Source organism: Arthrobacter sp. AG258 (assembly GCF_004364695.1).
In the GTDB taxonomy this organism is placed as follows: Bacteria; Actinomycetota; Actinomycetes; order Actinomycetales; family Micrococcaceae; genus Arthrobacter.
In genome coordinates this window covers 37,696-49,716 of the sequence record NZ_SOBI01000004.1, presented here as the reverse complement: position 1 = coordinate 49,716, position 12,021 = coordinate 37,696, and the positions used below count along the sequence as shown (strand labels likewise).

Annotated in this window: 11 protein-coding genes; 5 read left to right on the top strand and 6 right to left on the bottom strand. The window is 67.4% G+C overall.

Features of this window, described 5'->3' with window-relative positions; translation table 11 throughout:
- Positions 1–23: 23 nt before the first annotated feature.
- Both DFO47_RS09450 and DFO47_RS09445 read right to left on the bottom strand, forming a co-directional pair.
- Positions 24–755, bottom strand: a complete 732-nt coding sequence (locus DFO47_RS09450) for an SGNH/GDSL hydrolase family protein (RefSeq protein ID WP_109044657.1) — start codon at positions 753–755, stop codon at positions 24–26.
- Positions 756–993: 238 nt separating this feature from the next.
- A complete protein-coding gene (locus tag DFO47_RS09445) occupies positions 994–2,040 on the bottom strand; it encodes an NAD(P)-dependent alcohol dehydrogenase (protein WP_133831686.1) in 1,047 nt (348 codons plus the stop codon).
- A gap of 312 nt (positions 2,041–2,352) precedes the next feature.
- Here DFO47_RS09445 and DFO47_RS09435 point away from each other — a divergent pair, with 312 nt between their 5' ends.
- Positions 2,353–2,970, top strand: coding sequence for a TetR family transcriptional regulator (locus DFO47_RS09435; protein WP_109044658.1), 618 nt, complete (start codon positions 2,353–2,355; stop codon positions 2,968–2,970).
- Positions 2,971–2,982: 12 nt separating this feature from the next.
- Here the strand turns inward: DFO47_RS09435 and DFO47_RS09430 are convergent, their stop codons facing one another.
- Complete coding sequence (locus DFO47_RS09430) at positions 2,983–3,807, bottom strand: DUF1206 domain-containing protein (RefSeq protein ID WP_133831497.1); 825 nt, start codon at positions 3,805–3,807, stop codon at positions 2,983–2,985.
- A gap of 154 nt (positions 3,808–3,961) precedes the next feature.
- Positions 3,962–5,134 carry a serine hydrolase domain-containing protein gene (locus DFO47_RS09425; RefSeq protein WP_133831496.1) on the bottom strand — a complete coding sequence of 391 codons (1,173 nt, stop codon included), beginning with the start codon at positions 5,132–5,134 and terminating at the stop codon, positions 3,962–3,964.
- Between the two features lie 90 nt (positions 5,135–5,224).
- Here DFO47_RS09425 and DFO47_RS09420 point away from each other — a divergent pair, with 90 nt between their 5' ends.
- The 4 genes from DFO47_RS09420 (at position 5,225) to DFO47_RS09405 (ending at position 9,987) form a co-directional block, all read left to right on the top strand.
- Positions 5,225–6,757, top strand: a complete 1,533-nt coding sequence (locus DFO47_RS09420) for a S8 family serine peptidase (RefSeq protein ID WP_133831495.1) — start codon at positions 5,225–5,227, stop codon at positions 6,755–6,757.
- Between the two features lie 23 nt (positions 6,758–6,780).
- Positions 6,781–8,064, top strand: a complete 1,284-nt coding sequence (locus DFO47_RS09415; protein ID WP_133831494.1) for a serine/threonine protein kinase — start codon at positions 6,781–6,783, stop codon at positions 8,062–8,064.
- 237 nt (positions 8,065–8,301) lie between these two features.
- Positions 8,302–9,735: a flotillin family protein gene (locus DFO47_RS09410; protein WP_133831493.1), complete on the top strand. Its 1,434-nt coding sequence runs from the start codon at positions 8,302–8,304 to the stop codon at positions 9,733–9,735.
- A 9-nt stretch (positions 9,736–9,744) separates the two neighbouring features.
- The gene (locus DFO47_RS09405) at positions 9,745–9,987 is read left to right on the top strand and encodes a hypothetical protein (RefSeq protein ID WP_109044663.1); all 243 of its coding nucleotides are present in this window, start codon (positions 9,745–9,747) and stop codon (positions 9,985–9,987) included.
- Positions 9,988–10,010: 23 nt separating this feature from the next.
- On the opposite strand, the gene DFO47_RS09400 is transcribed toward DFO47_RS09405, so the two are convergent.
- Both DFO47_RS09400 and DFO47_RS09395 read right to left on the bottom strand, forming a co-directional pair.
- Positions 10,011–11,042: an aldo/keto reductase gene (locus DFO47_RS09400; RefSeq protein WP_133831492.1), complete on the bottom strand. Its 1,032-nt coding sequence runs from the start codon at positions 11,040–11,042 to the stop codon at positions 10,011–10,013.
- A 14-nt stretch (positions 11,043–11,056) separates the two neighbouring features.
- The gene (locus DFO47_RS09395) at positions 11,057–11,950 is read right to left on the bottom strand and encodes an SMP-30/gluconolactonase/LRE family protein (protein ID WP_133831491.1); all 894 of its coding nucleotides are present in this window, start codon (positions 11,948–11,950) and stop codon (positions 11,057–11,059) included.
- Positions 11,951–12,021 lie beyond the last annotated feature (71 nt).

Below are 12,021 nucleotides of genomic sequence, written 5' to 3'. Positions count from 1 at the left end.
GGCCGCCGGCAGGAGCCGGCGTATCACTGGGGTTCGGGGCGTCCTTGCACGGCCGCCGCGGCAGCCGGCGCCGCCTGCTCAAGGTAGGCGCCGATGTGTTCCAGGAGGTAGTGCTGTCCGGCCACGGTGGGGTGGTCGCCGTCGGGGCCGATCAAGTCATCGAAGTCGCCGCTGATCCAGCCCTCGGCGATGGGGTCCACGAATTCGCCTCCGGCCCGGGCCGTGGCGGCCTTGAGCTGGCTGCTGATCTCCAGGAGCCCGGGGTCCGGGTCCGGGGAGTACGACGGCGGTCCCACCACAATGATTTTCGCTTCCGGGGCGAGCGTCTCGGCCCGGTCCATCGCCGCCAGCGCGGCGTCGCCAATTTCATCCGACGCGTAGCCGAGGTCGTTTTCCGAGCCGAAGAACACCACAATCCCCGTTTTGGCGTTGACGAGCTCCTCAACCTGGGTGCCAAACGTTCCGTCAAAATCGCCGGGGCTGACGTATCCACTGCCGTCTTCTGCTGCGTTGACCACTTCCAGGCCGGCGCCTACGGGGTCGTTGCGCATCAGGGCCGGCCAGGCTTCCTGCGGCGAGGTGCCGTGGCCGGTGCTGAGCGAGTCCCCCACCACTACCACCCGGACCGGGGCCTCCCCCGTGGCCGGCGGCTGGGTTTGCGCCGCGCTGCCTGACGTAACGGCCAGCAGGACGCCGAACGTGCCGGCAGCAACGAGCCTGGCCGGGTGCCCGCGCAGCGGCACGGTGTGTTGCATGGGTGCCGCCTCCTGCCTGGAATCCGGCGGCGGCTAAGTCGCCGGCCGCCACGTTATTGTCGTTTGTCCGTGTCCCATCGTAGGCATTCAGTGAGGATACTGTAGTGCCGGCGGGGCCAATGCGACAGATCGCACAGCAACTCCACAGCCAATTCACACCTTCTGCATCGGTTGCCTGCCGGGCGGCCGGACCCGTCCGGCAGGCCTGGAGTGGCCGCCCGGGACCGGCCCCGGGTGGTCAGCCCTGGTGCGGGACAACCACCGCCCGGGCGCTCAGCTTCCCCTCCGCCAGCCGGCGGTAGGCGTCCAGGCCGTCGGCAAGGGAGAAGGTCTCGATCTCCGGTACGATCTGGCCCGCCCGGTACATGTCCACCACCTCGTGGAGCTCCTCGATGGTGCCCCAGTACGTGTTGGTGATGGTGGATTCGTAGGGCGTGTTGAAGAACGTCCATTCGTGGACTCCGCCGGCGATGCCCACCACGGTCAGCCGTCCGCCCTGGGCCATGGACCCGGTGGCGGTGGCGATGGTGGGGGTGACGCCCACGAAGTCGAAGGCCGCGTCCACGCCCCGGCCGCCGGTAAGCTCACGGATTTTGGCCACCTGGTCCGGGCCGCCGGGCACGGTGACGGCCCCTGCCGCTTCAGCCTTGGCCATGGCCTCCGGCTTCATGTCGGTGGCAATGATGGTGGCGCCCGTGAGTGCCGTGAGGATCTGGACTGCGATCTGTCCCAGCCCGCCGAGTCCCACCACCAGCGCGAAGCGGCCTCCGCCGTTCAGGTGCGGAAGGGCAGTCTTGATGGCGTGGTAGGGCGTCAGGGCGGCGTCGGCCAGCGGTGCCGCGGCAATCGGATCCGCCGCACCGAGCGGAATGAGGTTGCGCACCGGGACGGTGACGTATTCGGCCATGCCGCCGTCCCGTCCAAGTCCGATACCCAGGTAGGGGTTGGTCGCCGCATTCTCGCAGTAGGTGTCCTGGCCGCGGGAGCATGCCTTGCAGTGCCCGCAGCCGATGGGCCCGTACACCAGGTAGGCGTCGCCGACGTTGATGCCGTCGACGCCGGGGCCGACCTCTTCAACCCACCCGGAGTTCTCGTGGCCCAGGATGAAACCTTTCGACATGTTTCCGGGCACCTCAGCCGTGAAATCCTCGAAGATGCTCACATCCGAGTGGCAGGCACCCGCGCCGGCCACCTTGAGCAGGACTTCGCCGGGCCCGGGAACGGGCCGGGCCACTTCCTGAAGCTCGGGAAACTGCTTCCATTCGTTGAACACTATGGCGCGCATGCTGCTGCCCTCTTCTTTCTGTTGCATTGTTGTGGGTTTCTGCTTCAGCGGGCGGTGTAGCCGCCGTCGAGCACGAGTTCGGACCCGGTCATGAACGCGGCGTCGTCGCTGGCGGCGGGCAGGATGCCGCCGCCACATCCTCAGGGCGGCCCAGCCGAGACATGGGAATGGTGGGGCTTCCTTTCAACCGTGAGCCGAAGGTACAGTGGCCCGATCGAACTATCCAACAAATGTTGGATAGTTAGAACGCTACGCCCGCGGGGGCGGTATATCCACCGCCGGCGGCCAAGATCACCAGGGAGTGTGACCGGCATGACAAAAGGACCGGATCAGGGCACGGAGGTACCGGCTGCCCGCGATCCCCGCGCGGCCAGGAGCCATGCCAGGCTCGCCGCCGCCATCCTGGAACTGGCAGCGGACCACGACGCCGGGACACTGGGGGCCGCGCAGGTCGCCGCTGCCGCGGGGGTCAACAGGTCGACGTTCTACCAGCACGCGGCATCCCCCGCCGCCTTGCTGCGGCAGGTCCTCTCCGCCGAACTGGATGCCCTGCGGGACGAGCACCTCTCCGTGTCCGGCGGCGACATTGGCCACGCCGTCGCAGCCGTAACCGCCGGGGTGGTCCGCCACGTGGATGCCCACCGCCGGATCTACCGCCACGGCCTGGCCGCCGAGCCGGGAACTGCGGGGTTGCACGGCATGCTCGGCGCCCATTTCGAGGGTTCGGTCCGCCTGCTGATCGAACGCAGGGCCATCGCCGTTCCGGCACCGGGTGGCCGCGACGTCCCGCCGCCCATGGTGGCGCGGTTCATTGCCTACGGCGTGGTGGGGGCACTGGAGTCACGCCTCCTGGAGGATCAGCCCCGGCCGGCGGAGGAATTCCTGGCGGACCTGTGGCAACTGCTTCCGGACTGGTGGCCCATCGGCTGACAAGACCGCTCCCTAGAACTTGCCGTACCGGGCCCGCGCCATGGAGTACACGCCGTAGCAGATGAGGCCGGCGGCGATGGCCGCGAGCAGGAACACGCCGTAGGGCTGTGAACCCAGTGCCTTCAGGCCGCCATCCAGTCCCGAAGACTTGGACGGATCGGCGGTCGCAGCCGCCACGATAATCAGGACACCAACGACGGCGAGGACCACTCCTTTGGCGATGTAGCCCGCGGTGCCGAGCCACTCGACAGCGGTGCGGGCGTTTCCGGGATCCTGCAGGTCTTCCATGAACTTTCGGGTGAAGCCCCGGTACGCGTAGTAAACGCCGGCGGCAACGATCGCCAAGCCGACAACGACCAGCAGCACCACTCCAGCGGGCGCAGCCATGAGCTTGGCCGTAAAGTCACTGGCCGACTGGCTGGAACTCTTGGAACCGCCCGTCGCGAACACGGCGAACGTGAAGGCCAGGAAACCGAACACCACGGCCTTTCCCGCAGCGGATCCTGCCTCTTTCAGCTTCTTCTTCGAATCACTTTCGGAACGCGCACCAAACACGGCTTCGCCGACCATCCACAGAGCGAGGGCCGCGCAGGCAACCGCCCCTGCCCACAGGAGGATTCCGCCGCCAGGTTTTGAGGCAAGGGATCCGATCGCCCCTGACTGGTCCGCTTCCCCGCCCTGGCCCCGGTCCAGCTGCAGGGCGATCACGCCGATCAACACGTGGACCAGGCCGATGAACACGAAGCCGGCACGGGCCAGAATGCGTAACGCCGGGCTGCGGCTGGCCGATGCCGCTTCCGAAACTGCCCGGTTAGCTCCCTGCGACGCGTTGCCCATGGTCCGCCCTTCCAGCTATGTAGTTGATCCTCTGTTCCCACGCCAGCTTTCCCCGGCCGCAACGTGTCGCGGGATGCTTCAGTGTAGATCCGCGGGGACCATCCGGACAGGCCCCGGGTGCGGCCTTAGGCGCGGCTGACCGGCGCGTTTGTGCTCAGCGGGCAGGCTGGCAGAGCCTGTCCAGCGCCTCGTTGAGGGTGGACTCGATCTGGCCGTTGAGGAGGTCCCGGCGGCCGGTGCTGGCGGGGTCTTCAACCTCGCCGGGCATGGGCGGCGCCGTGACCGTCATTGCGGCTTGGTAGCGCCCGTCGTCGCTGCTGACGGCAACGGACTGGAAGTCCCGGAACGAGCCCTTGCCTTCCTGCCGCATGGCCGGTGAACACTGATCCGCGAAGCGCCACAATCCCAGCCCGAAGCGGCCAAAGCCGGGGCTGGTCTTCATCTCCCGCAGCGAGGACGGGGAAACGGCCCGGCCCTGGAGGAGTGCGGCCATAAAAAGGTTCAGGTCCGCCACCGTTGACACCACACCGGATGCCGGGGAGCCGGCGACGGACGCGTCGTCGGTGGTGTCGATACGCTCGCCGTGAAGGGTGACGTAGCCATGGAGGATGTTTGGTGCCCGCGCGTCCGGCCGGTCCAGGGTGCTGTCCTTCAGCCCCAACGGGGAGAACACCTGTTCCAGCATGACCTGCGCGAATGGCTTATGGCGCAAGGCTTCCACCACGAGGCCCAGGACCACGTAGTCGGTGGTGGAGTATGTGAACAGTCCGACGTCGGAGGCCCGCCAAGGCAGCGTCCCGGCGGCCTGCACCTGCTGCTCGAGGTCCAGGGCCCGCGACAGTGCCGGGCGGAAGTCCACGTCATGGGGCAGTGCCGTGGCGGCGTCCGGCATCCCGGAAGTGTGACTCAGCAACTGGCGCACAGTGAGCGGTCCGGGCGGCCGCAGCAGGCCCGCGAGTTCAGGGACGGCGTCGATAACAGGGTCATCAAGGCCGATGAGATGGTCATCGACGAGCCGAAGCACCGCGACGGCGGTCATCGCTTGGGTGACGCCTGCTATCTCCACCCTGTCCGTGGGCTGCGCCGGGTCCAGGGAGTCGAGGTCGCGCACGCCAAAGGCCTGTGACCATTCGCCGCCCGGCCACCGGACCTGGACAACGGCCGAGACGGCGCCTTGGTTCAGGAACAGCTGGATCTGCTGCACCATAGGCTCCAAAGCAGGGGGAAAGGTACCGGGCGGAAGGGGGTCGTCCGTGTAGGTGCAGCCGGAGACGGAGAGTGCCACCGCGAGCGCCGCCCGCCTCACGATGCGGTTTTTCGAGCCCACACCTCATGGTAGGGCGGCCCGCGCCGTATTGACATGCCGGGGCCGCTGCCCATAATTGGTGGCAGCACCTCAGTGAGACCGGAGAATGGCATGACGCGTTTGGTGAGCTCACTGCTGAGGCCCCGCAACAATTCAGAGCAGCGCGGACACGACCTTCTGGTCCACACCGACGTCAACCAGCGGCAGGCCGTCCTGGTGGAACTGCAGGTGGGGCACGGGACGCTGGCCACATCCGCGGGGGCCCGGTTCGCCACGCTCTTCAACGACACCTTTTCATCGGTTGCGGATCCGCCTGCCCCGCCGCTGCAGGTCTCAACCCTGTACCTCCAGTGCCGGCTCCGGCCCGACGAGCTGACCGACCTCCTGGCCGCAGATGCGGCACACGGGGTTGCGGAGCGCACCATCTACCGTGTGTGGCCCGACTACATTGTGCGTCCGCACATCGACAGGTCGGCCGCCACCGTGCAGGCCGATGCCGCCCTGCGCACATTCGGGGCCTCGGGCCGCGGATGTGTATGGGCCGTCATCGACTCGGGCATCGACGGCACGCACCCGCATTTCCTTCCTGTCCACGCGGGAAAAGCGGACAACCTGCATGACCCGCGGGTGGCGGATCTCCACCGCGACTTCACGGCTCTGGTCTCCGGCCCGGATGCCGACGGCTCGGCTCCCCAGGACGCAGGAGCCGTCCGCTCAGCCAAGGACCTGGTCCCGCAGGACCCGGCACCTGCCCTGGTGGACGACGTCGGACACGGGACACACGTGGCAGGGATCATCGCCGGCTCCGCTCCCCCGGCGGCAGTCATCATGATGAGCCGCTCCACCCCGGACGGGCTGCCTGAATGGACACCGCGGGAACTGGACCCCGGCCGGTCTCTGGCCGGCCTGGCTTCCGAGGCCCTGCTGGTGAGCCTGAAGGTCCTCAACAACCAGGAGCACACGCTGTCCAGCGCCGTGATCGCCGCACTGAACTACGTCAGGGCGGTCAACTCCTACGGCCGCAACATGGTGATCCACGGCGTCAACCTCTCGCTCGGCTGCGATTGGTACCCCGGTGACTTCGCAGCCGGCCAAAGCCCCCTGTGCCGGGAGATCGACCTGCTGGTGGGCTCCGGCGTCGTGGTGGTGGTCAGCGCAGGCAACGGTGGCGACGCCCGGGACGATAACGGCGACTTCTACGGCCGGCTCTCCACCATCACCGACCCGGGAAACGCAGCCAAGGCCATCACGGTCGGCTCAACGCACCGGGACCAGCCGCACGTCTTCGGGGTGTCCTATACCTCCTCCAAGGGGCCCACCCTTGACGGGCGCCTGAAGCCGGATCTTGTAGCCCCCGGCGAGCGCATCACGTCAGCAGCAGCCGGAAAGACCCGCAGCCAGGTCCCGGGCTTCAAGGACGCGACCGCTCCCATGCCCTGCTACGTCGAGGACAGCGGAACCTCGATGGCTGCCCCGCACGTTTCAGGAGCCATCGCCGCGTTCCTCTCGGCACGGCCGGAATTCATCGGCAAGCCTGAGGTGGTCAAAGACCTGTTCATGCAAAATGCAAGCTCTCTGGGCCGGCACCCGTTCTTCCAAGGCAGCGGCCTGGTGGACCTGATGCGGGTCCTGAACTCGATCTAACCACCCACCAGCCAGGAGCAGCCATGACCGGTCGCATCGGTGACCTCGACTACTACGAGCTGGCCTTCGCCGCCGATGGCAGCCCAGACCCTGGAAACCCGGCAGACGGTGCTTCCCTGGCCGCCGCCGTTGCGGACGGCGGCATCCGTGACCTTTTCGTCTTCTCCCACGGCTGGAACAGCGATGTCCAGTCCGCGCGCAGCCTCTACCAGTGGATGTTCGGCAATCTGTCCGGCCAGCTGGGACAACAGGCGGAAGGCTGCGCCGCCGTCGGAATCATCTGGCCGTCCCTGCTCTTTCCCGAGGACCAGGCAACCGCCGCGCCGGCGGCCCCGTCCACGGGGGCGGCACTGGCGGCGCACCTGGCTCCGGCGTTCCCCCGGAACGAGCAGGACCTCGGCGCGATCGGAGACCTGCTGGACCGGCAACCGGAAGATCCGCAGGAACTCGAACGCTTCCACCACCTTGCGCTCCGGCTGGTCAGCTCCCCCGTGCCGCCGCCGGAATCCGAGGACTCGAACCTGCAGGCAGCGTTGGCAGCCACCACAGCGCCCCTCCTGACCCACGCCGCCGCGCTCGCCGCCCCGTCGCAGTCGAGTGCGCAGGACATCGGGAACCCCTTCGGCATGCTGTGGAAAGGCGCGCGTGAGGTGCTGCGCGCGTTCAGTTACTACGAAATGAAGAACCGTGCCGGCGTCATCGGCAGCCAAGGACTGGGCCCGTACCTCGGTTCCCTCGCAGGACCCGGCGGCCAACCGCGCATCCACCTGATGGGGCACAGCTTCGGGGCCCGGCTGGTGGCCAACGCGCTCGCCGGGCTGCCGGCCTCCGCTGTTGGCCCTGGCAGCCCCGTCAAGTCGCTCTACCTCATCCAAGGGGCCTTCTCACACTTCAGTTTCGCGTCCCCGCTGCCCACCGATCCCGCACGGTCGGGCCTCCTGGCATCCTGTGCCGGCCGGGTGGACGGGCCGTTCATCGCCACCTTCAGCAAAGCCGACCGCGCGGTGGGGACCTGGTATCCGACGGCAAGCTTCCTCCAGCGCCAGGACAACGAGGACGTCCACGACTTCATGTACCGCTGGGAGGGGATGGGCCATGACGGCTACCAGCAGGCCGGCGCAATGACGGTCCCCTTGCGCCGGCCGGGTGAGTCCTACGGATTCAGCGCGGGCGGGTTCTACTGCCTTGACGCCAATGCGGTGATATCCCAGGACCAGAACCCCTTCGCCGGCGCCCACAGCGATATCCGGCACCCCGAGGTACTGTGGCCGGTCGTGGACTCCTTCACTGCCGCCGCCGGACGGTGAGGCTCGCCGGCCAAGACTGGACAGCCGCCGACTCCCCCGCAGGCCGCCCCGTTTTCTGTTGCCGCAGGCAAATATCAGCCCAGCTCTGGACTCTTGGGCGGGGCCCAACCAGACTGTCTACAACAGCTGGCCGGGCGCGCCGACGGCGAGGTTTATTTCTACGGCGGAATTCCCGACGGCTGCATTTATTGGGGCTTTACCGTGATGCCTGTTCCGCGGCATCGAAAGGACCTGGTCATGCCGGATTTCACCGCATTCTTCCCGCTTATTGCCACCATTCTGGCGGTGCTCGTCGCCATCGGATTCATTTGGACGGCAACAAAACTGATGTGGAAGGTGGCCGAACCCAACGAAGCCCTGATCATTTCCGGGCTGACCCGCGGAACCCTCGAAACCCGGGCCGGAATGGACTTCAAGATCGTCACCGGCAAGGGCGCCCTGGTGCTGCCCGGACTCCAGACGGTGCGGACCCTCTCGCTCACGCTGAATGAGACTGAGCTCAAAGTGTCCTGCGTTACTTCCCAAGGCATCCAAGTGATCGTGGAAGGGGTTGTCATTTACAAAATCGGCGATGCCCCGCCTTTTATTGCCAATGCGGCCCGACGTTTCCTGGGCCAGCAACCAAAAATGGAAAGCCAGGTCTATAACGTTTTTGAAGGGCACCTGCGCTCCATTATTGGCAGCATGACCATGGAGGAAATCATCCGCGAACGCGACAAGCTGGGTTCGCAGGTCCGCAGCGCCAGCGGCGTGGAAATGGAGAAGCTGGGCCTCGTGGTGGATTCGCTGCAGATCAAGGACCTGCAGGACCCCACCGGGTACATCCAGAACATCGCCAAGCCGCACATCGCGCAGGTGAAGATGGAGGCCCGCATTGCCGAGGCCACCCGCAATCGCGAGGCGGCCGAAAAGGAGGCGGAGGCTGCCGCGCTGATTGCCGACGCGCAGAGCGTCTCGGCGATCAGGCAGTCAGTGGCCCAGGCGAACGCCGAACGCGCCAAAGCCAACGCTGCGCAGGCCGGCCCGCTGGCGGAGGCCACGGCCCGGCAGCAGGTGGTGGTTCAGGAGACCGAAGTTGCCAAGCTGGAGGCGGACCGGGAAGAGCAGAAGCTGCAGACCACCGTCCGGAAGCCTGCCGATGCGAAAGCGTACGCCAAGCGCACCGACGCGGAGGGCCAAAAGGCCGCCGACATCTCCGCCGCAGAGGCCCTGGCCCGGCGCACCGAGCTTGAGGCCACGGCCAATGCCCGCCGAACGGAACTTCAGGCGCAGGCCAACGCCAACGCCGCAGCTGCTGCCGCCGGCGCCACGAAGGTCACCGGTGAGGCCGAGGCCGCAGCCACCAAGGCCAAGGGCGACGCGGCAGCCTCGGCAATCAAGGCCAGGGCTCTGGCAGAGGCGGACGGCATCAAGGCCCGGGCCGAGGCTTTGGGAACCAACCAGGACGCCGTGATTTCGCAGCAGCTCGCCGAAAACATGCCCGCGATCATCGCCGCAGCGGCCGAGCCCTTCTCCCACGTGGGGCAGATGACGGTCCTGAACGGCGGCGAGGGGGTCAACAAGATGCTGGGCGGGATCCTGGCCCAGGTGGGTGACTATCTGCCGGCCCTCTCGTCAGCGCTCCGCAAGGGCGGCGAGGATAAGCGTGCGCCCAAGGCTCCGGGCGCGTAGGGACCGCCGATGCACAAAGAGGTGGACCGGAGCCTGACGGGAAAGATTGGGCGGGTGACCGGCCGCATCGGGCCGGGCACCATCGGGGAGGTCATGCTGCCGTACCTGGGCGGCATCATGGCGTTCCACGCCTACCCGTATGACAAATCAAGCGGCTTCGCGGTGGGCGAGGAAGTGCTGGTGATCTACTACGACCCGCCGCAGACGGTGTACGTGGACCAACTGCCCGATGTGCTGAAGCACCCTGCGTAAAGGCCCACGCACCGCCGCCGTTCCTAGCGGCCGCCCTCCATTTTGCGGCTGCGCTGCTCCTGCGCCATCGGCCCATACGGGTAGACCCCCGTCTGCGGCAGGCTGGCCTCGGTCAGCCTGCTGACTTCTTCACTGCTGAGCCGCAGGTCGGCAGCAGCCATGTTGTCGGCCAGCTGTTCGGTGGTTCGGGCTCCCAGGATCACCGAGGTCACGGCCGGCCGGTCCGCGAGCCAGGCCAAGGCCACCTGGGCGGGGCTTACCCCGTGGCCGGCGGCGATGTTTTCGACGGCGTCAATGACCGCCCAGGTCCGGGGGTTGTCATTGCGTGCCTTCCACGCCTCCATGCCGCGTTCGGGGTTTTCACCGAGGCGGGTTGCGCCGGCCGGGCGCTGGTCCCGCTTGTACTTGCCGGACAACCAGCCGCCGCCCAACGGGGACCACGGCAGCAGGCCAACCCCTGCGTCGAGGGCCGCGGGGACAATCTCGAATTCGATGTCCCGGACCAGCAGGCTGTACTGCGGCTGCAGGCTCACGGGCGCGCTCCAGCCCTGGTTGCGCGCCGTGTGGACGGCCTTGGTCAGCTGCCAGCCGAGGAAGTTGGAGAAACCGTAGTAGGCGATCTTGCCCCGGCTCACGGCGTCGTCGAGGAAGCGGAGGGTCTCTTCCAGCGGCGTGATGGGGTCCCACGCGTGCAGCTGGTAGAGGTCGATCTGGTCCACGCCCAGCCTGCGGAGGGAATCGTCCAGGGCGCGCGTCAGGCGCCGCCGCGAGGTTCCGACGTCGTTCGGTGCCGTTCCCATGGGGAAGCGTCCCTTGGTGGCGATGACCGCTGTTTCCCGCAGCGCGGGACGCTGGGCCAGCCAGCGGCCAATGATCTCCTCCGACGTGCCCGAACTGTAGACGTCGGCGGTGTCGATGAAGTTTCCGCCCGCGGCGAAGTAGCTGTCCAGGATGGCGTGCGAATCTTCCTCAGTGGCTTCCGCGCCGAACGTCATGGTTCCGAGCGCGTAGTTGGTCACGACAGTGCCGCTGTGGCCCAGGGTTCTGTACTGCATGGATGTCCTCACGTTCAGGGGTGGGTTGATGGAATGTTCCGGCCGGCCGCATCGCTGGTGCTGGTGCGGATCCGGTACAGGCTGGTGGTCGCGGTGAGATAGAGGTCCCGGCCGTCCGGGCCGCCGAAGCAGAGGTTGGAAACCGTCTCCGGGACGTCGATGGAAGCCAGCAGCTCGAAAGATGGTGAGTAGATCCTGACGGCGGGGCCTGCGGAGGTCCAGATCCTGCCCTCGACATCGACCCGGAGGCCGTCGGCTGGCCGCCCGTCGGGGAGTTCCACCACGACGCGGCCGGGCCCGCAGGCGGCATCGCGAACGTCGTAGGCCACGATCCTCAGCGGCACCCCGTGGCTGGGCCCGGCGGTGTCCGCTACGTACAGGACAGTCTCGTCCGGGGAGAACGCCAGCCCGTTGGGGTGCACGAGGTCGGTGATCACGGCGTCAAGGTTTCCGGACGCCGGATCGAGACGGAACACGTAGCAGCCTCCGTATTCCTGCTCGCCCTCGTGCCCTTCCGTGGTGCCGGGAAGGATGCCGTAGGGCGGGTCGGTGAACCAGATGGACGCGTCGCCGGCAATGACCACGTCGTTGGGCGAGTTCAGCCTGTGGCCCCGGAAGGAATCAACCAGGCCGGTCACGGTGCCGTTCCTGTCCCGTTCCACCCGGCGTCGGCCGTGGCTGCACTGCACCACGCTGCCGTCGTGGTCGAGCGTGCGCCCATTGGTGAATTCGACGTTCTGCGCGTAGTCGCGGACGGCGCCGGTGGCGGGGTCGAATTCCAGGATGCGGTTGTTGGGAATGTCGCTCCAGCGCACGGTCTGCGTCGAGGGTACCCACAGGGGCCCTTCAGCCCAGACGGTTCCCGTGTAGAGGCACTCCAAGGCGCCCGTCGTCAGTCCATCAGCCATCGGCGCACCTTCGCATAGGCACCACCATAGCCCCACGGCCGGGGCGGGGCGCCTGTCCCGCGCCGACGCCG

Coding starts and splice junctions, on each gene's coding strand:
- DFO47_RS09450 (WP_109044657.1), bottom strand. CDS start 755: ATGCAACACACCGTGCCGCTGCGCGGGCACCCGGCCAGGCTCGTTGCT.
- DFO47_RS09445 (WP_133831686.1), bottom strand. CDS start 2,040: ATGCGCGCCATAGTGTTCAACGAATGGAAGCAGTTTCCCGAGCTTCAG.
- DFO47_RS09435 (WP_109044658.1), top strand. CDS start 2,353: ATGACAAAAGGACCGGATCAGGGCACGGAGGTACCGGCTGCCCGCGAT.
- DFO47_RS09430 (WP_133831497.1), bottom strand. CDS start 3,807: ATGGGCAACGCGTCGCAGGGAGCTAACCGGGCAGTTTCGGAAGCGGCA.
- DFO47_RS09420 (WP_133831495.1), top strand. CDS start 5,225: ATGACGCGTTTGGTGAGCTCACTGCTGAGGCCCCGCAACAATTCAGAG.
- DFO47_RS09415 (WP_133831494.1), top strand. CDS start 6,781: ATGACCGGTCGCATCGGTGACCTCGACTACTACGAGCTGGCCTTCGCC.
- DFO47_RS09410 (WP_133831493.1), top strand. CDS start 8,302: ATGCCGGATTTCACCGCATTCTTCCCGCTTATTGCCACCATTCTGGCG.
- DFO47_RS09405 (WP_109044663.1), top strand. CDS start 9,745: ATGCACAAAGAGGTGGACCGGAGCCTGACGGGAAAGATTGGGCGGGTG.
- DFO47_RS09400 (WP_133831492.1), bottom strand. CDS start 11,042: ATGCAGTACAGAACCCTGGGCCACAGCGGCACTGTCGTGACCAACTAC.
- DFO47_RS09395 (WP_133831491.1), bottom strand. CDS start 11,950: ATGGCTGATGGACTGACGACGGGCGCCTTGGAGTGCCTCTACACGGGA.